At 48.3% G+C, this 21,370-nt stretch carries 18 protein-coding genes; 14 read left to right on the top strand and 4 right to left on the bottom strand.

Going from position 1 to position 21,370, the window contains the following annotated elements; translation table 11 throughout:
- Nucleotides 1-326 precede the first annotated feature (326 nt).
- From NNX04_RS09645 to NNX04_RS09595, 11 genes are all read left to right on the top strand, one after another.
- Nucleotides 327-1,214 (top strand): hypothetical protein, encoded by an 888-nt coding sequence (locus NNX04_RS09645; protein WP_261948282.1) that lies wholly within the window; start codon nucleotides 327-329, stop codon nucleotides 1,212-1,214.
- Nucleotides 1,215-1,364 (top strand): hypothetical protein, encoded by a 150-nt coding sequence (locus NNX04_RS09640; protein WP_261948281.1) that lies wholly within the window; start codon nucleotides 1,215-1,217, stop codon nucleotides 1,362-1,364. It begins immediately after the preceding gene.
- Nucleotides 1,365-1,880: 516 nt separating this feature from the next.
- Nucleotides 1,881-2,399, top strand: coding sequence for a hypothetical protein (locus NNX04_RS09635; protein ID WP_261948280.1), 519 nt, complete (start codon nucleotides 1,881-1,883; stop codon nucleotides 2,397-2,399).
- Between the two features lie 97 nt (nucleotides 2,400-2,496).
- The gene (locus NNX04_RS09630) at nucleotides 2,497-2,742 is read left to right on the top strand and encodes a hypothetical protein (RefSeq protein WP_261948279.1); all 246 of its coding nucleotides are present in this window, start codon (nucleotides 2,497-2,499) and stop codon (nucleotides 2,740-2,742) included.
- Nucleotides 2,743-2,807: 65 nt separating this feature from the next.
- Nucleotides 2,808-3,020, top strand: coding sequence for a hypothetical protein (locus NNX04_RS09625; RefSeq protein ID WP_410004084.1), 213 nt, complete (start codon nucleotides 2,808-2,810; stop codon nucleotides 3,018-3,020).
- 230 nt (nucleotides 3,021-3,250) lie between these two features.
- A complete protein-coding gene (locus NNX04_RS09620; protein ID WP_261948278.1) occupies nucleotides 3,251-3,769 on the top strand; it encodes a hypothetical protein in 519 nt (172 codons plus the stop codon).
- An 80-nt stretch (nucleotides 3,770-3,849) separates the two neighbouring features.
- A complete protein-coding gene (locus NNX04_RS09615; protein ID WP_261948277.1) occupies nucleotides 3,850-4,380 on the top strand; it encodes a hypothetical protein in 531 nt (176 codons plus the stop codon).
- A 1,138-nt stretch (nucleotides 4,381-5,518) separates the two neighbouring features.
- Nucleotides 5,519-5,785 (top strand): hypothetical protein, encoded by a 267-nt coding sequence (locus NNX04_RS09610; protein ID WP_261948276.1) that lies wholly within the window; start codon nucleotides 5,519-5,521, stop codon nucleotides 5,783-5,785.
- A 155-nt stretch (nucleotides 5,786-5,940) separates the two neighbouring features.
- The gene (locus tag NNX04_RS09605; protein ID WP_261948275.1) at nucleotides 5,941-6,189 is read left to right on the top strand and encodes a hypothetical protein; all 249 of its coding nucleotides are present in this window, start codon (nucleotides 5,941-5,943) and stop codon (nucleotides 6,187-6,189) included.
- Entirely contained in the window at nucleotides 6,190-6,708 is a 519-nt protein-coding gene (locus NNX04_RS09600; protein ID WP_261948274.1) for a hypothetical protein, read from the top strand.
- Between the two features lie 79 nt (nucleotides 6,709-6,787).
- A complete protein-coding gene (locus NNX04_RS09595; protein ID WP_261948273.1) occupies nucleotides 6,788-7,318 on the top strand; it encodes a hypothetical protein in 531 nt (176 codons plus the stop codon).
- A gap of 205 nt (nucleotides 7,319-7,523) precedes the next feature.
- Here NNX04_RS09595 and NNX04_RS09590 read toward each other — a convergent pair whose 3' ends face one another.
- The 4 genes from NNX04_RS09590 to NNX04_RS09575 form a co-directional block, all read right to left on the bottom strand.
- Entirely contained in the window at nucleotides 7,524-7,697 is a 174-nt protein-coding gene (locus NNX04_RS09590; RefSeq protein ID WP_261948272.1) for a hypothetical protein, read from the bottom strand.
- 4 nt (nucleotides 7,698-7,701) lie between these two features.
- Nucleotides 7,702-7,857: a hypothetical protein gene (locus tag NNX04_RS09585; protein ID WP_261948271.1), complete on the bottom strand. Its 156-nt coding sequence runs from the start codon at nucleotides 7,855-7,857 to the stop codon at nucleotides 7,702-7,704.
- A gap of 161 nt (nucleotides 7,858-8,018) precedes the next feature.
- Nucleotides 8,019-8,552, bottom strand: a complete 534-nt coding sequence (locus NNX04_RS09580) for a hypothetical protein (protein WP_261948270.1) — start codon at nucleotides 8,550-8,552, stop codon at nucleotides 8,019-8,021.
- 668 nt (nucleotides 8,553-9,220) lie between these two features.
- The gene (locus tag NNX04_RS09575) at nucleotides 9,221-10,273 is read right to left on the bottom strand and encodes a hypothetical protein (RefSeq protein ID WP_261948269.1); all 1,053 of its coding nucleotides are present in this window, start codon (nucleotides 10,271-10,273) and stop codon (nucleotides 9,221-9,223) included.
- A gap of 312 nt (nucleotides 10,274-10,585) precedes the next feature.
- Here NNX04_RS09575 and NNX04_RS09570 point away from each other — a divergent pair, with 312 nt between their 5' ends.
- The 3 genes from NNX04_RS09570 to NNX04_RS09560 all read left to right on the top strand — a co-directional run bounded on the left by NNX04_RS09570 (nucleotide 10,586) and on the right by NNX04_RS09560 (nucleotide 21,256).
- A complete protein-coding gene (locus NNX04_RS09570) occupies nucleotides 10,586-10,825 on the top strand; it encodes a hypothetical protein (protein ID WP_261948268.1) in 240 nt (79 codons plus the stop codon).
- Between the two features lie 174 nt (nucleotides 10,826-10,999).
- On the top strand, nucleotides 11,000-19,909 hold the full coding sequence (locus NNX04_RS09565) for a GH36-type glycosyl hydrolase domain-containing protein (RefSeq protein ID WP_261948267.1): 8,910 nt from the start codon (nucleotides 11,000-11,002) through the stop codon (nucleotides 19,907-19,909).
- Between the two features lie 186 nt (nucleotides 19,910-20,095).
- Entirely contained in the window at nucleotides 20,096-21,256 is a 1,161-nt protein-coding gene (locus tag NNX04_RS09560) for a Fic family protein (RefSeq protein WP_151058946.1), read from the top strand.
- The last annotated feature ends 114 nt before the right edge of the window (nucleotides 21,257-21,370 follow it).

Genomic DNA, 21,370 nt, shown 5'->3' with positions numbered 1-21,370 from the left:
ATTCTGCACTGGGGTAGTTATTCTCTGCTTCACTTGGCACACATAGTGCGCCCGCTCTTACCCGACTGGCATCACAGTTTTAACTCACTGATTCCTTAACTCTGGACATACAGCGTTGAATCCTTACACTGCGCGTTTAAGTTTCTACGCGATCATCAACACAAGGATGCAATTTTGGTCAATCTCATTATTAAAAGCTTTACTGGTCAGTCCTATGAGCTGACCAGTCGCTCAAATCCATCCCGTTCATCTTCAGCAAAACGCTACTCCAGCGATTCCTATTCAACCTTTCGCTTCGTTGCAACGCTGCCGCTGGCACCAGCGCAATGGGTGCAAATTCTAAAAAGCACTCATCAACTAGACCGGTGCCTTTGGCGCCGGAGGCTAATAATTCTTCAGCGAGCAGTAATACTGAAAAGCCGCCAGCCAAAAAAGCACCGCCGCAAACCTTGGATGATTGTGCGCACTGCCTGAAAGATGCACGTGAACGATTGATAACAGCGGGCTACCAAGCTAAATACACAGATGAGCAGCAGTTGGCCAAAGTAAAAAATAACGAGGTGAGTCAGGAGCGGTTTCTGGTTAGTTTCCAAACTAAAAACATTGATCCAGATGCGAAGCTCGCTTATCAGCGCGATAGCAAGCTTGTACCAATATGGGCCACGAGTTTTGATCAGTTGGAAAATGCTGATACCGACCCAAAACTGATTGCCGATATCCTGGGTACTCCTTACGATCCTTCCAAGGACTATGTACTGCACATTATTGATCGAGGTGAAAAGGGTGATTTGTTTGGCCAAAATACGCTGATCCCTACATGGGATAATATGCAAGAGCCGACACAAAAATATTTAGGCGGTAAGCATGATTCTGCGGTTTTGTCTGAAGTTATGACACCCGAGTATCAGAAACAGTACGCAAAGCACATAGATACGTTTAAGGACGCTGGACTCAACGAGTTTAATGCAGATCATCAAAAGTTCTATGCAGAATCATTGTCTTCCGGCGAAGAAAAAAATTTTTTGGCTCGCCATAATGTTAGAACGGAAATTGGAGCTAACAGCGAATTCACTGGTAATGGACTGACGCAATTTCGTCAAGGTAGTACTCATTACGGGGTGGTGGAGACTTTGACACTTGAAAATAATCCGAAGTCTATTTCTGAAATGGAAAATGTTAAAACAATAATTTTAAAGCCGAGAGGAGGTGTTTAAATGAGGCAAGAAATTATTTTACAGCCATTAGGGTTGATTGATCCTGATAGGGTTGGAGTAAATGAGTATTTTTTATTTGAAATAAAATATGAAATGTTTTCTGATCGGAAAGTTTTTATTTATAAAAAAATGACTACCTGGTTATATTAAGCATCTCTTGGAATCCGTTAAGAAAAATATGGGCTGCTGATCAGGTTGAGCTTCCTTTATGCTCTTTACCCTGGTTTATTGATCGTTTTGAAAACGGTTTTCTTCGGTCACAAGATCAGGGAGGTGTTTCTGATTTTGAACGCAGTCTGAGAAAGGATTTTGATGGGGAACTCATCGGTATTAACTCAATGGCTCATTGTTGTTCAGAAAATTTACCAGGTTTTAATATCTGGAATGGGAATCGTAAAAGTTATATTGCACGAACCGCAACTCAGCAATGGGATATTCCCCGGAGTATGCTGCTTGAGGGAGGTTTGTTGGAAAAATTAAAAGATCTGGCGCTAAGGTATGAGGCAGGCGAACTGTAAATGTAGTGCTGCCTCAAACGCAGAAAAATTCTGGCAGCCTTGCAAGCAAGGTTGCTTAGTACTTGGTGAGTATCCGTAAAATTTTCTGCCCCATCTGAAATGAAAAATGTAAAAACAATACCGCTAAGGTCAAGAGGGGGGAGGTTAAATGAATCAAAAAACAGTTTTGTTCCCTCTGGGGTTGATTGATCCGGATAATCTTAAGAAAGATGAGAAATTTTTGTTTTCAATTAAATATGAAATGTTCCCTGATGAAACAGTAAGGTTGTTCATAAAAGGTAACTGTCTGGTTGTTCATTTTGTTTTCTGGCGGAAGCTAAAGAAACATTGGGATATGGAGCAGAAGGAATTTCCTCTGGAAGTGCTTTCTTGGTTGGTGGATCGTTTTGAAAATGGTTGTTTTAAACCACAGGATCAAGGTGGGGTTTCTGATTTTGAGCGTAGCCTGCGAAAAGAGTTTAATGGTGAGTCCATTGGTATTAATGCAATGGCTCATTGCTGCGCAGAAAATTTACCGGGTTTTAATATCTGGAATGCTAGTCGTGCGAGTTACATTTCTGAAATTCCTCCGCAGCAATGGGATATTCCTAGGAATATGTTGCTTGAAGGCGGTTTGTTGGAAAAATTAAAAGATCTGGCGCTAAGGTATGAGGCAGGTGAACTGTAAATGTAGTGCTGCCTCAAACGCAGAACAATTCTGGCAGCCTTGCAACCAAGGTTGCCTAGCACCTGGTGAGTATCCATAAAATTTTCTGCCCGCCCCTATGCATTCAGCTTGGGGGGCGTTTGATCCACCGATAAAAACACGTGTATACCAAACTGTTGTCCGTGTGTTCTTCATGCTCGGCGATTTGATGCTTTATCAAATTCCATTGCTCGGTAGCAACTATGTACTGGCAGGCAAGAAAGGTCTGGGTATCTTCAAAGGCCTAAAATTCCACTGCACAGCTTATCTCAATCTGGAAATTTTATTAAAAATAAGTGTGAGTATTAAAAAATTAGTTTATTAAAAACTCATATCGACAAAGCTCAGTCGATTGTAGATGCTCTTTTACAAAAAAATCCCGATTTTCCGTTGTGGCGTTCAATTAAAAATCAGCTTGACTTTATTGAAAGCGATTTTGAAGTGAGTGGTTCTTTTAAAAGTAATTCTAATATAGAAATGGTAAGAAATATAATTTTAGGTGTTCAATCTATAAGAGAGGTTGAGCAAGGTAATCCTGAGTTATCAGATCTTTTATGCGAAATTGACTATCAGTACAAAAAGCTATACGGGCTTGTAAAATAAATTTTTCAATGGTTGCTCAACGAAATAATCAGAAGGCAAGATTATTTGATTGTTTTTTGCCGCAGTCGTTTTTTAGCATGTGATTAAGAAATTTTATTTTTAGCCTTCATTGTGTAATAGATACGAGTATCGTGTTGTAGAAACATTGACGTTTGAAAAAAATCCGTCACCTATTTCTGACATGACTAATGTCAAAACAATTGAACTAAAGCCGAAAAGGGGGGGGTTAAATGAAGCAAAAAGTAATTTCTCAGCCATTAGGTCTAATTGATCCAGATAAATTAAAAGTCAACGAGAAATTTCTATTTTCTATTAATTATGAGATGTTTCCGGAAAAAAAGGTAAGGTTATATAAAAAAGATAATTACTTGGTAATACATGCCGTATTTTGGAACAAGCTTAATAAATCTTGGAATATGACACAAAAAGAATTTCCATTGTCTGCTTTGCCATGGCTTGTGGATCGTTTTGAAAATGGTTTTTTTAAACCACAGGATCAAGGTGGAGTCTCTGATTTTGAGCGTAGCCTGCGAAAAGAGTTTAATGGTGAGTTCATTGGCATTAATGCAATGGCACATTGCTGTGCAGAAAATTTACCGGGTTTTAATATCTGGAATGCTAGTCGTGCGAGTTACATTTCTGAAATTCCTCCGCAGCAATGGGATATTCCTAGGAATATGTTGCTTGAAGGAGGTTTGTTGGAAAAATTAAAAGATCTGGCGCTAAAGTATGAGGCAGGTGAACTGTAATTGTTGTGCTGCCTCAAAGACAGAATAATTCTTGCAGCCTTGCAAGCAAGGTTGTCAGAGTCTGGGAGTGACGTTATCACATGACACCTGAATTAAAAGAAAAATTATTACTCAGACTTTTTTCTTCAATTGAGTATATGGAGGAGTTTACAGCGCATTATGTCGCTGGCCTTCATGCTGCAGAAGGCGCTTTTGCTATTTTTGAAGAGAAATACAGCATTAATGCAAATTTAGCTCATCGTTATGTAATTGAGTTTCGACAATGGAAAGAGCGTGTAATTCCTAATTTTAGAGGAATGAAGGAAGATGCGATATTAGCTTTAAGTAATGCCAAAAAAGGTAAAAAATCTACTATTCGTTCGACAGCAGGTAATCTTCGCGGTTTATCAAAAGATATGGATGGTATAGGTGACAATTGGTGGCTTGAGGTCGATGATTTAATAAGACGTAAATACGTAGACAATATGAATAAAGCCAAACTGATGGGTAATAATATTTATTACACTTTAAGTGACTTTTGGAATCCAGGTGAACTGTTGGTAGAAAATATTACTGGCTCAATTGACGAACAGGTTTTACTAAAATATCTGCAGTCCGGCGAACACCCATAATGAAATAAAAAGGCCCGGAAAATTATTTTCGGGATTTTTTTATCTTCTTAACTATTTCTGCGCCTTACTTTTTGGGTAGGGCGCGATTCGCGAAGTAAGCCGTCATAGAGTGTGCGGCGGTAATAATCGGAAGTAAGAGCTTACCGAAATAATCAGAAGGTCAGATGATTTGATAGTTTTTTTGACGCAGACGGTTGTTAGTATAAGATTAAGGAATTTTATTTTTAGCCTTCATTATGTAATAGATAAGAGTATCGTTTTGTGGAAATACTGACTTTGGGGGATAATCCGCTACTTGTTTATGGAATGACTAATGTCAAAGCATTTCAACTGAAGTCAATAAGGATTTTTTAAATGAGTGAAGAAATTATTTTATAGCTATTAGAGTTGATTGATCCTGATAGTATTTGAGTAAATGAGTGTTTTCTATTTTAAATAAAATATTAAATTTTTTCCGACAGAAAAGTTTTTCTTTATAAAAATATTGCTGCCTGGTTATGTTAAGCATCTCTTGGGATTAGTTAAGAAAAATATGGACTGCTGATCAGGTTGAGCTTCCTTTGTGCTCTTTACCTTGGCTTATTGATCGTTTTGAAAACGGTTTTCTTCGGTCGTAAGATCAGGGAGGTTTTTCTGATTTTGAACGTAGTCTGAGAAAGTATTTTAATGTGGAGCTAATCGGTATTAATTCAATGGCTCATTGTTGTTCAGAAAATTTACCAGGTTTTAATATCTGGAATGGGAATCGTAAAGGTTAGATTGCGCGAACCACAGTTCAACAATGGGATATTTCCAGGAGTATGTTGCTTGAAGGAGGTTTGTTGGAAAAATTAAAAGAGCTTGCGCTGATGGTCACGATGTTCCCCCAAAGTATCTCAGTGGGATAATTATTAATAAAAATTTGTCCAATTTTCAGAAAGAATATAATGGCATTAGACTTGGTTCCCCTAATCTTAATGAGGATGAAATTACTGTAGAGGCAGTGAAAAATGTTTCATTTTGACCAGAGCGCATAAAGCTGGGATATTCTGATATCAATGTGAATGCAACTGGAAAAAAGAAGCTTTAGTGGCGGGTAAATTTTGGTTGATGCACTAACTAAGGTTCAGATTAAGGCGAAGAGAATTGGAGAAAACAAATGATTTCAAAAATAAAATTATTAGATTTTCTATGGGGCGTCGCTAATGAGCAACCAGAGGCATTAGTAACTAGAAGTGTCGCTGCCAAGGAGAAAAACACGTATTGGAAGGAAGATGAATGGATTTACATTAAGGACACTGAGGTTGCATTAAAGATGCTATTCAAAGATTTAAAAAAATCTAAATTAACTTTTGAGGGGAGCATTGCCAGTGTGATTTTGGATGGAACAGATGAAGAATTTTTTCCAAAAGTGAGTGGGCACTAGAAAAAATAAGAGAATGCAGATCGAATATGGAGCTGATATCTAACCCTGATTAGAGTCAATTATGGCGCGGTTCTTGTCGCACCCCGCAAATACTATCACCGCTAAAGTTTGGTTAAATTCGATACCCAGTCCGCCGTCGGAGGAAAGATATTCAAATGGTAATTAAAAAATTCACGGAAGCGTTCTGCTTCTGGGGCTTTTTTGTATTCTTAACTATTTCTGCACCTCGCTTGTTAAGTAGGGCGCGTTTCGCGAAGCAAGCCGCCATAGAGTTTACAGCGGTAATATGTAATAGAGATGGCTATCGTTTTGTAGAAGCATTGACGTTTGAAAAAAATCTGCCACCTATTTCTGGCATGACTAATGTCAAAACAATTGAACTAAAGCCGATAAGGATGGTTTAAATGAATCAAAAATTAATTGCGCAACCTTTGGGGTTGATTGACCCCTTGCGCTTAAAGGCAGACGAGCGTTACCTATTATCAGTGACTTACGAAATGTTTACTGATAAAAATGTCAATTTTTATAAAAAAGGAAATTATCTTGTAATACATACTGTGTATTGGAGCAAAATTAAGAAGGCATGGAGGTCTGATCAAGAGGAGTTTCCGTTAGATGCTTTAGTTTGGATAGTTGACCGTTTTGAAAATAGTTTTTTTAAACCACAGGATCAAGGTGGAGTCTCTGATTTAGAGCGTAGCCTGCGAAAAGAGTTTAATGGTGAGTCCATCGGCATTAATGCAATGGCACATTGCTGCGCAGAAAATTCACCGGGTTTTAATATCTGGAATGCTAGTCGTGCGAGTTACATTTCTGAAATTCCTCCGCAGCAATGGGATATTCCTAGGAATATGTTGCTTGAAGGAGGTTTGTTGGAAAAATTAAAAGATCTGGCGCTAAGGTATGAGGCAGGTGAACTGTAATTGTTGTGCTGCCTAAAAACAGAATAATTCTTGCAGCCTTGCAAGTAAGGTTGTCAGAGTCTGGGAGTGACGTTATCGCATGATACCTGAATTAAAAGAAAAATTATTACTCAGACTTTTTTCTTCAATTGAGTATATGGAGGAGTTTACAGCGCATTATGTCGCTGGGCTTCAGACTGCGGAAGACGCTTTTGCTATTTTTGAAAAGAAATACAGCATGAATGCAAATTTAGCTAATCGTTATGCAATGGAGTTTCGACAATGGAAAGAGCGTGTAATTCCTAATTTTAGTCGGATGAAAAAAAATGCTTTGCTTAGTCTCGATAAAGCAAAGGTGGGCGATTTTGATTATATGGACGGTGCCACGGGAAATCTTCGCGGTTTATCCAAAGATATGGATGGTATAGGCGACAACTGGTGGCTTGAAGTTGATGATTTAATAAGACGTAAATATGCAGACAATATGAATAAAGCCAAGCTGATGGGTAATAATATTTATTACACGTTAAGTGACTTTTGGAATCCAGGTGAACTGTTGATAGAAAATATTACCGGCCCAATCGACGAGCAAGTTTTACTAAAATATCTACAGCCCGGCGAACACCCATAATGAAATAAAAAGGCCCGAAAAATTATTTTCGGGTCTTTTTCATCTTCTTAACTATTTCTGCGCCTTACTTGTTAGGTAGGGCGCGCTTCGCGAAGCAAGCCGCCGTAGAGTTTACGGCGGTTAGAAATGGTAGTGGTGGGTCACTGAAATAATCAGCAGGCCAGATGATTTGGTTGGGTTTTTTACTGCAGTCGCTTGTATGTGATTAGTTTGTGCTTGGACACGTTTCGCCAAAACTAATTTTTATTACCTCACCGTCACTATATTTGCAAAACCTACTGGTTCCCTCTGTCCATTGGGACATTAATACACCTGCTAATACCGCAGATGAAAGCAATGAAATTGCGATAGCAACGATAAATTTAAATTTTTTTCTCATAATGTTATTCCGCTGATTTTTGACTTGATTGTTCTTTTTTACATAGCTCTTCATCTATACAAACCATTCCGACTATATCAGGGTCAGGATTTTGCTTTAACTTAGATACATGTTGCACTTTTTGACAGTTTTTACATTTACTGTGATCTACACTATTCATAGAGCATCCTTTGAGGTTTGTTTTTGATTTTTCTTACAAACTGTCCAGAGCACGAAGTGCGCGGGTTGAAGCACTTTGTTATGTAAAGTTTGGCGTAATAAATGGCACGAAAAAACCAGCCAAATTTAATAAATAACTAATTTAAGCTAGTGATTAAGAAATTATTTACCTGAGTGAAGTATTGCGAACTCTTTTTCTAGTATGTCAAAAGGCCAACCATTAAATCTTTCGGTGAATTTATATTTCCCAAAATCTTCCGACCAAGGCAAATAGGGTCTATCAGTATCCGGCCAGTTGACACTAAAATAATAAAGTAGCCCATTAGGTAGACAGGTTAATTGTTTCGGTTTTCCGTCACTGAATGTTTGCTTGGTTTCAATTATTGCGCCCGGTTCGCATTTGGCAGGAAAGGCGACTCCAGTTGTAGTTGAGAAATCATCGTTTTTATATATGTAGATGATGTGATTCGAGGAAACATAGACCCTTCTAAGCACTGATCTTCCAAGGTCTTTATCGAAAGTAATTTGATTGAGAGTTGTTTTACTATCTGTCCATCTCCATTTTTCTGTGGTGTAAAGACCTAACTTATAGTCATCTTTAATTGACTCCTTGTAGCTAAGATAGCCATATATAGCGCTAGCCAAAAGTGCAATCAGTACTAATGAATAGATTACTTTTTTAACAAACTTAACCATTGAACAATTCCCTAAATTGAGCATACATAACAGTTTATTCAACGACCAAAGCCGTATATTTGCGGGAAGATTAACCCCGGCCTTTAAAAATTGCTAGATCCGACAGTATCTTAGTCATCAATACAGATAAAGCTGAAAATACACGGCTTAATAACTTCGTAGATATACGGCCTCTATTTTTATCCTTCCGTGCTGACGCATAGGTGGGCTAGGGCGGCTCTGCAGTAGTCACTTTCCGTCATACTCGCGAACGCGGGTATCCATAAAAACCAATAACTTGGATTAGCTGCGCTGGTCTACGGCTCCTGCTTTCGCAGGAATGACGAATAATTTAGAGTTTCCGTTGATAACAAATTTCTCCCGCCAATGTAATTACCGCCCATTACGCTTTCCCCACAGTGCGGAATCTTAGGGGATTGCCAGAGCGTTGGCTTATGTGGGTTGGGTATGCGAGGGGGGGGAATCAATCGTTGAGGTTGTTAGGGGGCGGATCGTTCCTGATAAAAATGTTTTGTTTAGCAATAAAAAATGGCCCGAAAGTGAATCACTTCCGGGCCTTTTTTTTGGAACTTACAACAGTATAGCGATAAGAATAATAATGGGAATTGGAATGCCCAGCATGAATAAAAGTATAGAGCGCATATTTTTCTCCTTAATAAAAAATAATGTTAGTTAAAGTCGCGTTGGCGTCCGCCGAATACGGCCATCAAGCTGGCGATAAACGCGCCGCTTAATAATGAAATAAACAACCATAACGAGGTGTAGGCCGATGCTTCGCGGGCTTTATCGGCTGCGGCGCGTGTTGCTGTTTCAGCGTCTTCCAGTTTTTGGCGTAAGGTTGTGAAAGCATCAGTTACTCGTTGTTCAGCGGCGCGTTGATCTATGCCTGTTGCTTGCGCAACCAGTTGACCGGCGTATTGCACGTCGTCTTGGGGGAGGGAATCTGTTGCAATGCCGTGAACAAAAATGCGCATAAGTTCGCCTTTGTTTGCATCGTTTTGTGTTGTGGATGCTGCGTCATTTTTTTCTGCTGCAGGTGCATGTGCAGGTGCAGGTGCAGGTGCTAAGGCGGGTTGCCCTTCAGCAGGTGTTTCCTGATTAATGATTGGCTGTTGGGAAACGGCTGCAGAACTTGCGGTGGCATCTTTACGCAGTAGTGAGTCCAACAAATAAGGGAGTGTGGTATCGCCTTCGCTATTGTTTTCAATCAGTGCTGCAGCGGCACCGCTTGCCGCTACTCCGGTTGCAACAGTGGCTGCACCTTCCGCAACGCTTGCGCCCGCTTTAACGCCGCCACCCACAATGCTGCCAATCACACCGGTGAGTAATGCGGCGGTGCCTAGTGTTGCCACTGCCCAGGATAAAAACCCGTGGGCGGTATCGCGGAAATACACTTCGTCGTTGGGTGTGTTAAACCAGCGGGTTCTCAACCGGCCTGCGAGGTACCCGCCCAGCGCTGAGGCCGCTAAGGATATTAAAGTGATGCCGATAATACTGGTCACACCAAACGTGGTGGCGCTAATGCCCTCGCTGGCCCAGGGGGAAACCAGAGTTAGGCCGAAGCCGGTGCCTAACAATAATAAAATTAACGACAGCGCGGCAGACGCGACTGCACCGGCAAACACAGCACACCATGCAACGGCGCTGTCATTTACTGGCTGAGTACTTAATGTCCCATCGCGATAATTATTTTCAGGGCGTTGTGCAAATTGAGTTTCCATTTCAAGCTCCAGTCAGTTTGTGAACCCTCACCATATGAATTGAAGCCGATCAAGTCTGTACGAAAACACACACAGATTGTTTTATCTATGCGGTTTAGCGCACTGATCTTCGTAAATGCCCGCTTTATTGTTCGATTGTGTGTTGCGTATGAATTTTTTATTTTCGGTAAATAAAGTTTTCATGGCAGTGCACCTTTAACGCTGCGCCCATTATTAATTATCGTTGCATCACCAGTCGTCACAAGATGTTAATAATAAGTGGTCAGATTAGTCGTCGGCAGCCAGGCAATAAATTTACGGACGGGTTTATCGATGAAAAGAGAAATGAAAAAAGATATTAATGGCGATAAAAATATTTTTTCTAATAGTGAAAAAAATTCTTATGAATTAGGTGCCCAGCCACGAAAGTCTGGTTTTCGTGCGCACAAATCTGCGAATCTGGTGGAGAATTATCTTGATGAAGATGATAAAAAAACACATCACCGGCATCGCCATGAACCCAATAAGAATGCAGTGCGTGTACAACTGCGGCGTATAGAACGACTGTTTTAACGGGCGGATTTTCTACGGCGTGTTATATCCAGCGTGACGCGGCGGTTCGCCCCGCGTGTGGGGGATTTTTGCGCAGGGTTTTCGTTGATGATTCGCTAAAGCTAGCTAACGAACAGACAGATCGGCGCGGATTGGTCAGGCTCTATAGAACCATGTTTTTTTCAAGGCTCTATTATGCTGAATACGCGCTTGGGTAAAACCCTGTCCCTTTCTGATCGCTCTACTTTTGGCGCTAAATCTGGCCTTGCTGGCCTTAATGTTAAAGCGGGTTTTCGTTCCTGGCGCGGGCGAATACACGACCGGCGTGCGCCGCGACCGGAGGATCTGAATCCCCTGCGTGCAGAATTATTCAGCGCCGACCAGATGGAACATTTTGGTCGCGTGTTGGCGAGTGAGCACAGTTTGAGTAAAGCGCGCACGCGCGACCGCTTGCTGACGCGGTTGGATGAAAATGAACAAGTATTGATTAGCGGTTGCGAGTTACTGGCGGAGGCGGTAAAAGCGCGTTCGCGCGTCGCGCCTGCGGGTGAGTGGTTGCTCGACAACTTTTACATGATTGAAGAGCAAATCCGCACTGCCAAACGCCATTTCCCCAAAAATTACAGCCGCGAATTGCCACGTTTAAGCGCGGGGCGCTCCGCCGGGTTGCCGCGCGTTTATGATCTGGCGCTCGCCGCCATCGCCCACGGTGATGGCCGTATCGATGCCGACATTCTCAGCCGTTTTGTCGCGGCTTATCAAACCGTCACCCCGCTAACGCTCGGCGAACTCTGGGCGATTCCGATTATGTTGCGCCTGGCACTGATTGAGAATTTGCGCCGCGTGAGTTTGCGCATTACCAATGCGCGCACCTATCTCAATTTGGCGCGCGAATGGGCGAGTCAAATGGTGGAGGTGGCCGAGAGCGACCCGAAAAATTTAATTGTCGTCATCGCCGATATGGCGCGCTCCAACCCGCCGATGGTAAGTGCCTTTGTCGCTGAATTAGTGCGCCGTTTGCAGGGGCACGGCCCCGCATTGGCCTTGCCGTTGACTTGGATTGAGCAGCGATTGGCAGAAGAAAGTTTGACCATTGAACAGATGGTGCAGGCGGAAACCCAGCAGCAGGCGGTTGATCAAGTCTCCATTAGCAATAGCATTGGCAGTTTGCGTTTTTTAGGCGCTTACGACTGGCGGGTGTTTGTGGAGACCATGAGCATCGTCGAGCAGATTTTGCTGGAGGACAGGGATGATGTGTATCGCCGTATGGATTTTGCGACGCGCGATGAATACCGCCATGTGATAGATCGCCTTGCCAAGCGCAGCAAAATTTCCGAGGCGGGCATTGCCCGTGTCGCGATTGAATTGGCGCAACACGCCAGTGATTCTGCCGCTCATGCCCGCCATGTTGGTTACTACCTGGTAGATCGCGGTTTGGCGCAATTGGAACACGCTGTGGCGGCGCGTTTGCCGCTGTGGGAGCGATTGCGGCGTGGCTGCGCACGGGTGCGCTTGCCCTTGTATCTCGGCGCAATATTGGCGCTGGTAGTGCTGGTCTCGGCCGGTTTTGCTGGCTTGGCGCAGCAGGCGGGAATGGCCGGTTGGTCGCTGGGTTTGATGGTGGTGTTGGCGGTGTTTGCATCCACGGCGCTTGCGACCGCGCTGGTGAATTGGCTGGTCACGCTGCTGGTGATTCCCAAACGTTTGCCGCGCCTGGATTTTGAGCAGGGCATACCGGAAAGCCTGGCCACGCTGGTGGTAGTGCCCACGTTGCTGACCAGCCAACAGGGAGTTGATGACTTGCTGGAAGCGCTGGAAGTGCGCTTTTTGGGCAATCGCGACGAGCAATTGTATTTTGGGCTGCTCACTGATTTTGGCGATGCCCACAATGAATCCCTACCGGGTGATGACGCCTTGTTAAGCCGGGCGCGTGAGGGTATCGAACAGCTCAACAGGGCATATCCACCAACAGCTACCCGCACCGGCAATAGCTGCAATCGCTTCTTTCTATTTCATCGCCCGCGCCAATGGAACCCCGTGTGCGAACGCTGGATGGGATATGAACGCAAGCGCGGCAAACTTGCGGATTTAAACCAACTATTGCGCGAGGGCAGTGCGGGGTCTGAGGCTTTTTCATTAATTGTGGGTGATGTGACCGCCTTACCCAAAGTGCGCTACGTGATCACGCTGGACACAGATACCCAGCTGCCGCGCGACGCCGCTCGCCAGTTTGTCGGCACCATGGCTCACCCACTCAATCAGCCGGTTTACGACCCGGAAAAACACATTATCAGCCGGGGTTACGGCATTTTGCAGCCGCGTATGGCAGCCACTTTGTCGGCCGCTAATTGCTCGCGTTATGTGCAGCTTTACGGCGGCGAACCGGGTATCGACCCTTACACCCGCTCGGTGTCGGATGTGTATCAGGACCTGTTCGGCGAAGGCTCGTTTATCGGCAAGGGCATTTATGATCTGGATGCCTTCGAGCAAGTGCTCGGCGGGCGTTTTCCCGACAATCGCATCCTCAGTCACGATTTGCTGGAAGGCTGTTATGCGCGCGCGGGCTTGTTGAGCGATGTCCATCTTTACGAGGATTCTCCCGCCCGTTACGAGTTGGATGTGGCGCGGCGCGAGCGCTGGCTGCGTGGGGATTGGCAAATCGCCCGCTGGCTCTGGCCGCGAGTGCCGGGTGCCAATGGGGAAACATTGACGAACCCGCTGTCGGCCTTATCGCGCTGGAAAATTGCCGACAACCTGTTGCGCAGCATGGCGCCGGTCGCGCTGTTGTTACTGCTGTTAACCGGTTGGACGCTGCTGCCGGCGCCAGCGCTCTGGACGCTTGCCGTGTTAGGCATAGTGCTGCTACCGCCGGTATTAGCCCTGCTGGTGGATGCACTGCGCAAACCCAAAGAAGTATTTTGGGCGCAGCATTTGGCGGCGGTGGCGAGCACTGCCCGGCGCCATTTTTTGCAGGCGCTGTTCCGCATTAGCGGTTTGCCCCATGAGGCCTGTTTTAGTTTGACCGCCATTTTGCGCAGCTTGTGGCGCCTGTGGTTTGCGCCGGGGCGCTTGCTGGAATGGTGTACCTCGGCGGAGCAGGAACGCAAAATCAAAGGTGGTTTGGCGGCGAGCTGGAACTTGCTCTGGTCGGCACCGGTAATCGCGCTGGCGACCGCCGCTACTCTGGCAATTGTGCAGCCTGCTGCCTTGCTCGTCGCGGCACCGCTGCTGCTGTTATGGTTTGTCGCGCCGCTCAGTGTGTGGTGGTTAGGCCGCCCCCTGGTGCGCAGGCAGCCGAGTTTATCGGAGCAGCAGACCCAGTTTTTGCGCAAAATCGCGCGTAAAACCTGGGCCTATTTTGAGCGTTTTGTGGTGGCGGAAGACAACTGGCTGCCGCCGGATAATTTTCAGGAAAATCCCGGCCCGGTGATTGCCCACCGCACATCGCCCACCAATATCGGGTTGGCGCTGCTGGGTAACTTATCCGCCTACGATTTCGGTTTTATCTCCGCCGATGTGATGCTCGAGCGCACCGCCAATACCTTCGGCAGCATGAGCAAGCTGGAGCGTTATCGCGGCCATTTCTTTAATTGGTATGACACAGTCACCCTGCAGCCGCTGCCGCCGCGCTACATTTCCGCGGTGGACAGCGGCAACCTCGCAGGCCATTTGCTCACCCTGCGCGCCGGGCTGGTAGCGCTGCCGGATCACCAAATTCCCCATGAGCGGGTCTTTCAGGGCTTGGCGGATACGCTCGCTGTACTCACCGACAGCTTGCAAGTTGCCCACATGCAGGACGACCTGCCCCATGCCGTTCAGGCGTGCATTATCCGCATGCGCAGCCTGCTCAGTGCCGCCTGCGCGCACAACCAGGGCGAGCGCACTACCAACTTGTTATCACTCATGCATTGCTTAAAAGCGGTGAATGATGCGGCCATTACCATCAATGCCTATTTAACCTCCCAACCCCAGGTAAAACTGGCGGTGAGCGGCGCGCTGCTGAACGATATGTTGGGAGCAGAGACTCTGGGATATGAAGCCCGAAGCTGGGGCGAGGCACTGGCACAGCAGAGCCGCGCGGCGCTGGACGAGTTATTGTTTTTTGCGCCCTGGTTGTCATTTCGCCCGACACCCCCGGCCTTGACTGGGTTTATGGCTGGCCTGGTGCAAAGCGAGCCTGCCGCCAACCTGAATGCCATTCCCAGCCTGCGCAGTTTGGCGGGTTACAGTCAGCGGTTGATGCCGCTGCTGGATGAACAATTGCTGCGCCCCGGCACCCCGGCCGACCGGGAGTGGCTGCTGGAATTGCGCGGTTTGATCAACACCGCCAGCCAGCGCGCCAGCGAACGTATCGCCACCTGTATGGAGTTGGTGGCTCAGGCTCACGAGTTTGCGGCGATGGAATACGGCTTCCTTTATGACCGTACCCGCCACCTGATCGCGGTGGGTTACAACCTCGACGATTATCGCCGCGATAACAGCTTTTACGACCTGCTCGCCTCCGAGGCGCGCCTGTGTAACTTTGTCGCCATCGCCCAGGGCCAGGTGCCGCAGGAGAGTTGGTTTGCCCTGGGACGTTTGCGCACCATGACCGAGGGCGAGCCGGTATTGGTTTCCTGGAGTGGCTCGATGTTTGAGTATTTGATGCCGATGCTGGTGATGCCCAGCTATGAGGGCACCTTGCTCGATCAAACCTGTCGCGCCGCCGTCAACCGCCAGATCGCTTACGGCAAACAGCGTGGCCTGCCTTGGGGAGTGTCGGAGTCCGGCTATCACACCTTTGATGCCAGCCTGAATTACCAATATCACGCCTTTGGGGTGCCCGGTTTAGGGTTCAAGCGCGGCTTGGCGGAGGACATGGTCATCTCCCCCTATGCGACAGTGATGGCGCTGATGGTTGCACCCGAGGCAGCCTGCGAGAATCTGGAACAGCTGGCCAGCAATGGGGTTGAAGGCCGCTTCGGGTTTTATGAAGCGGTGGATTACACCCCGTCGCGTTTGGCGCGCGGCCAGGCCAGCGCCTGCGTGCGTTCGTTTATGGTCCACCACCAGGGCATGAGTTTGCTGGCGCTTGCCTATCTGTTATTGGATCGCCCCATGCAGCGCCGGTTTGAGGCGGACCCGCTATTGCAGGCGACCTTGCTGTTATTGCAGGAGCGCATTCCCAAAGCATCGGTACTGCATACCCATGTCGCCGAACATGCCGAAGGTGCTGCGATATTCGATCAAGTCGAAACCGCTAGCTACGCACCGTTGGAGGCGGATACACCAACACCAGAAGTGCAACTCTTATCCAACGGTCGCTATCAGGTGATGGTCACCAACGCCGGTGGCGGTTACAGCCGCTGGAAAGACCTTGCCGTGACCCGCTGGCGGGAGGATGCAACGCGCGACAACTGGGGCATGTTTGTCTATCTGCGAGATGCCACTACTAGTGACTTTTGGTCGGCGAGCCATCAACCCACACTCAAACGCGCCGACAATTACGAGGCGATGTTCTCCGAAGGCCGCGCGGAATTCCGCCGCCGTGACCATGACATCGAAACCTACACCGAGTTGGTGGTCTCCCCCGAGGACGATATAGAGCTGCGCCGGCTGCGCATCACCAACCGCTCGTCGCGCACCCGCACCCTGGAACTCACCAGCTACGCCGAAGTGGTGCTGGCGTTACCAGCGGCGGATGCCACCCAAACCGCGTTTGGCAATTTGTTTGTGCAGACCGAAATTTTGCCCGAACGACGCGCGCTACTCTGCACCCGTCGCCCGCGCTCGGTGGGTGAGCACACGCCCTGGATGTTCCATTTGTTGTCGCCCAACGGCAGCCCGGTGGATCGGTTCTCTTACGAAACTGACCGGCTGCGGTTTACCGGCCGTGGCCGCACTCTGGTTGAACCCCAAGCGGTTACCAGCGGCGGGGAACTCTCCGGCAGCCAGGGCTCGGTACTCGATCCGATTGTTGCCATCCGCTGTCGCATTACGCTGGAAGCAGGGCAGGTGGCCACACTCGATTTGGTCAGTGGCACCGCCGATAACCGCGACGCCTGCATGACGTTGGTAAGTCGCTATCAGGATCGCCACTTGGCCGACCGCGTCTTTGATCTGGCTGCGACTCACAGCGGTGTGACCCTGCGCCAGATCAATGCCAGCGAGGCGGATGCGCAGATTTATCGCCGCCTGGCCAGCAGTGTGCTCTATGCTCACGCCGCCCTGCGCGCCGAGGGGAGTGTTCTGATCCAGAACCGGCGCGGCCAGTCCGGTTTATGGGGTTACGCCATCTCCGGCGACCTGCCGATTGTGCTGCTTAAAATCGCCAGCGGTGACCATATCGAACTGGCGCGCCAGCTAATCCAATGTCATGCCTATTGGCGCTTGAAAGGGTTATCGGTCGATCTGGTGATTTGGAATGAAGATCACATTGGCTATCGTCAACGCCTGCAAGACCAGATTATGGGGCTGATTGCCACGGGCAGCGAAAGCCATGCGATTGATCGCCCCGGCGGGATTTTTGTGCGTTCGGCGGAGCAGATCTCCCACGAGGATCGCATTCTGCTGCAATCCGTAGCGCGGGCGATTATCGACGGCACTAAAGGCAGCTTGGCGGAGCAGATCAATTGGAAGGGCCTGGCCGAGAAGAAAGTCGCGCGCTTGGTTCATCAGCGCAAATATGTTGAAGATACGACCCAGCCCCACACTATCGCCCCGCGCGCTGACTTGATTCTCACCAATCCGCTCGGCGGTTTTACCCCGGACGGCCGCGAATACATCATCACCACTACCCAAGCGCAGGTAACGCCACTGCCTTGGGTCAACGTTATCGCCAACCCTAACTTCGGCACAGTGATTTCAGAGAGCGGTTTGGCCTATACCTGGAGCGAAAACGCGCACGAATTCCGCTTGACGCCTTGGTGCGATGATCCGGTCGGCAGCGCCGGCGGTGAAGCGTTTTACCTGCGCGATGAAGAGACCGGCCATTTCTGGTCGCCCACGCCTTTGCCCAAACGCGGCCACGCGCCTTATGTCACGCGCCACGGCTTTGGTTACAGCGTATTTGAGCACACGGAAGATGGCGTCTGTTCGCAGCTGTGGGTCTATGTGGATTTGGAGGAGTCGGTCAAATTCTCGGTACTCAAAGTCACTAACTTATCCAGCCGTAGACGGCGCTTATCGGCCACTGGTTATGTGGAGTGGGTGCTGGGTGATCTGCGTACCAAATCCGCCTTGCACATGGTGACGGAAATCGATGCCGCCAGCGGTGCGCTCTTTGCGCGCAACGCCTACAACAGCGAATTTGGTGGGCGCGTGTGTTTCTTTGATGTGGACGACAATGCACGCAGTCTGACCGGCGACCGCACCGAATTCCTCGGTCGCAACGGTTCGCTTGGCAATCCGGACGCACTGACCCGCACGCGACTCTCCGGCCGTTTAGGCGCGGGGCTAGACCCTTGCGGTGCCATTCAGGTGCCGTTTGAGCTGGATGAAGGTGAGTCGCACGAGATTATTTTCCGCCTCGGTGCAGGGCAGGATCTGGAACAGGCCCGCGCTCTGGCGCAGCGTATGCGCAACATGGGTTCCGCCCGCTCTGCACTGGCCAAAGTGCATGACTACTGGACGCGCACCCTCGGCGCGGTGCAGGTCACAACGCCTGATCCCGCCTTCAACGTGCTCGCCAACGGCTGGCTGCTTTATCAAACCCTCGCCTGTCGTCTTTGGGCGCGCAGCGGCTACTACCAATCCGGCGGCGCCTACGGTTATCGCGATCAACTGCAAGACACCATGGCACTCGCTCACAGCCAGCCGGGCATGATGCGCGCACAAGTGCTGCGCGCCGCCCAGCGTCAATATCACGAGGGCGATGTGCAACATTGGTGGCATCCACCGCAAGGGCGCGGCGTGCGCACCCGCTGTTCAGACGACTACCTCTGGCTGCCGCTGGTCACTTGCCACTATGTGCAAAATACCGGCGATACCGGCGTGCTCGACGAGCAGTTGCACTACCTGACCGGTCGCGCGCTCAATGACGATGAGGAATCCTATTACGATCTGCCGGGGCAGAGCAGCGACACCGGCAGCCTCTATCAACATTGTCAGCGCGCCATCGAACACGGCCTGCGTTTTGGCGAGCGCGGCCTGCCGCTCATGGGCTCGGGCGATTGGAATGACGGCATGAATCTGGTCGGCATTCACGGCAAAGGCGAGAGCGTCTGGCTCGGTTTTATGCTCTACAAAGTGCTGCTCGCCTTCGCCAACATTGCGTACCTGAAGCAGGATCAAGCCTTTGCTGACCGCTGCCTGAGTGAGGCTCAAAAACTGCAACACAATATCGACCAACATGCTTGGGACGGCGCCTGGTTCCGCCGCGCATGGTTCGACGACGGTGTCGCCTTGGGTTCTGCAGTTAACGACGAGTGCCGTATCGATTCCATCGCCCAAAGTTGGTCAGTGCTGTCAGGCGCAGGCGATCCCATGCGCGCCCGTCAGGCCATGAGTTCACTCGATAAACATTTGGTGCGTCGCGACCAGGGCATTATCCAACTGCTCGATCCACCTTTCGATAAATCCGCCATGAACCCCGGCTACATCAAAGGTTATGTACCTGGCGTGCGCGAAAACGGCGGTCAGTACACCCATGCCGCCATCTGGGCCACCATGGCCTTCGCCGAATTGGGTGATAGCCAACGCGCATGGGAACTCTTCAACATCATCAACCCGGTCAACCATGGCAACAGCGCCGCTGCGGTCGCCCTCTACAAAGCCGAACCCTATGTGGTCGCTGCCGACGTATACGCCATCGCCCCCCACACCGGACGCGGTGGCTGGAGCTGGTACACCGGCTCGGCGGGTTGGTTGTATCGCCTGATGATTGAATCCCTGCTCGGCATCACCCGTCACGGCACCGAACTGCATATCAAACCGTGCCTGCCGAAAGATTGGCCGGGTTATTCGGTGGATTATCGCTTTGGCAATATGCTTTATCGCATTGAAGTGATTCAAGGTGATGGGGGTGAAAGCAAAATCCTGATTGATGGCGTAGCAGTGGAAGGCGTGGGGATTCTGTTGGTGGATGATGCGAGGGAGCGAAGGGTGGAGGTTCGTGTTATCGCATAGGCGGTGTGGTTGGGTTTCTATTTTATGTAGATACTTTTTGAAGATGGGTGAAGAGTGTATTCAACTTGCTGACAGGGTTTTTTACAGATAAAAGTTTATCTTCTTTCTTCTAATTGTTTGACTCTATTGATCTTTTTTGAGTAGATTACAGATGTCGCGGTAACACCATTACAGATAATTAATGCTATGCCTGGATTTAATCACCATAACTTGATGTTGCCCAACCCAGCGTTTGACTCCCCCTTGGTTGATGTATTGACCGAGCTTGAGCATTTGCGCCGTTTACAGTTGCGCGGCTCTACACCCGCCCTCCTGTTTTTACAGCTTAAGCGCATTTTTCACATGCTGGAAAGTTTGGGGTCTGCTCGCATTGAAGGCAATCACACCACACTAGCCGATTATGTCGAAAGTAAGTTGGATGGCGCCAGTGACCACTCGGATCATTTGCGTGAAATGGAAAACATTGAGCTGGCGATGGCATTTGTAGAGGAATCCATAGAAAAAGGCACCAATTTAACTGAACACTTTATTCGCGAGTTGCATGCCATGACGGTAGATAACTTGGAGCGGGAAGGTGATCGCACTCCTGGTGCTTACCGCGCGGGGTCGGTCCGCATATCGCAGTCAGAGCATCTACCTCCAGACGCAATACAAGTACCATCCTATATGCAGGAGTTAGTGGCATTTATTAATGAGCCACATGCACCTAAATATGATCTGATTAAAGTGGCTCTGGCTCATCATCGTTTCGGTTGGATTCACCCCTTCGGTAATGGTAATGGCCGCGTGGTGCGACTGCTTACTTATGCCTTGCTGATTAAGTATGGTTTTAATGTGCAAGCTGGTGGGCGTGTGCTGAATCCGACTGCAGTATTTTGCAATGATAGGGATAAGTATTATTCCATGCTTGCTCTTGCTGATTCAGGTTTACCGGAGGGGCAAGAAGCTTGGTGTACCTATGTACTAACGGGTATTTTAGATGAGCTGAGAAAAGTTGATCAGCTAACTGATTTTGCTTATTTGCGTAACAAAATTCTCACACCGGCATTGGCTTATGCAAAACAACGCGAGCTTATTACCGCGCAAGAGGAAAGCATATTGCACATAGCGGCCAAAATGGGCATTGCAAAAGCGGCTGATTTGGCAGAAGCAATGCCACATTTGACTGCGCATCAGCGTACTTATCAAATTAAAAAGTTAGTTGAGCGAAAAATGCTACAACCCGTAAGCGATGGTGCGCGCCAATATACCTTCGGCTTTAGTAATAACTACTTGATGCGCGGTGTCATTAGAGCCTTATCTGCTGAAGGTTTTATCCCTGCAACCTTAAATGAAGAAAAAAAATAATGCATATCTAACGTAATACGAGAACATCTGTATCGCGTTAGATAACCGCACGGCACTCAAACCCCTGAAACCCCTCTCTGTACGACACCGCACCGAAGCGGGTGAATCGGTGCG

Source organism: Cellvibrio sp. QJXJ, assembly GCF_024452345.1.
GTDB lineage: Bacteria > Pseudomonadota > Gammaproteobacteria > Pseudomonadales > Cellvibrionaceae > Cellvibrio.
The sequence above is the reverse complement of the archived record's forward strand: the minus strand, read 5'-3'. Positions and strand labels throughout refer to the sequence as shown.

Excerpts from the sequence above, each read along its gene's own strand:
- NNX04_RS09645 (WP_261948282.1), top strand. The coding sequence starts at position 327 with ATGGGTGCAAATTCTAAAAAGCACTCATCAACTAGACCGGTGCCTTTG.
- NNX04_RS09640 (WP_261948281.1), top strand. The coding sequence starts at position 1,215 with ATGAGGCAAGAAATTATTTTACAGCCATTAGGGTTGATTGATCCTGAT.
- NNX04_RS09635 (WP_261948280.1), top strand. The coding sequence starts at position 1,881 with ATGAATCAAAAAACAGTTTTGTTCCCTCTGGGGTTGATTGATCCGGAT.
- NNX04_RS09630 (WP_261948279.1), top strand. The coding sequence starts at position 2,497 with ATGCATTCAGCTTGGGGGGCGTTTGATCCACCGATAAAAACACGTGTA.
- NNX04_RS09620 (WP_261948278.1), top strand. The coding sequence starts at position 3,251 with ATGAAGCAAAAAGTAATTTCTCAGCCATTAGGTCTAATTGATCCAGAT.
- NNX04_RS09615 (WP_261948277.1), top strand. The coding sequence starts at position 3,850 with ATGACACCTGAATTAAAAGAAAAATTATTACTCAGACTTTTTTCTTCA.
- NNX04_RS09610 (WP_261948276.1), top strand. The coding sequence starts at position 5,519 with ATGATTTCAAAAATAAAATTATTAGATTTTCTATGGGGCGTCGCTAAT.
- NNX04_RS09605 (WP_261948275.1), top strand. The coding sequence starts at position 5,941 with ATGGTAATTAAAAAATTCACGGAAGCGTTCTGCTTCTGGGGCTTTTTT.
- NNX04_RS09600 (WP_261948274.1), top strand. The coding sequence starts at position 6,190 with ATGAATCAAAAATTAATTGCGCAACCTTTGGGGTTGATTGACCCCTTG.
- NNX04_RS09595 (WP_261948273.1), top strand. The coding sequence starts at position 6,788 with ATGATACCTGAATTAAAAGAAAAATTATTACTCAGACTTTTTTCTTCA.
- NNX04_RS09590 (WP_261948272.1), bottom strand. The coding sequence starts at position 7,697 with ATGAGAAAAAAATTTAAATTTATCGTTGCTATCGCAATTTCATTGCTT.
- NNX04_RS09585 (WP_261948271.1), bottom strand. The coding sequence starts at position 7,857 with ATGAATAGTGTAGATCACAGTAAATGTAAAAACTGTCAAAAAGTGCAA.
- NNX04_RS09580 (WP_261948270.1), bottom strand. The coding sequence starts at position 8,552 with ATGGTTAAGTTTGTTAAAAAAGTAATCTATTCATTAGTACTGATTGCA.
- NNX04_RS09575 (WP_261948269.1), bottom strand. The coding sequence starts at position 10,273 with ATGGAAACTCAATTTGCACAACGCCCTGAAAATAATTATCGCGATGGG.
- NNX04_RS09570 (WP_261948268.1), top strand. The coding sequence starts at position 10,586 with ATGAAAAGAGAAATGAAAAAAGATATTAATGGCGATAAAAATATTTTT.
- NNX04_RS09565 (WP_261948267.1), top strand. The coding sequence starts at position 11,000 with ATGCTGAATACGCGCTTGGGTAAAACCCTGTCCCTTTCTGATCGCTCT.
- NNX04_RS09560 (WP_151058946.1), top strand. The coding sequence starts at position 20,096 with ATGCCTGGATTTAATCACCATAACTTGATGTTGCCCAACCCAGCGTTT.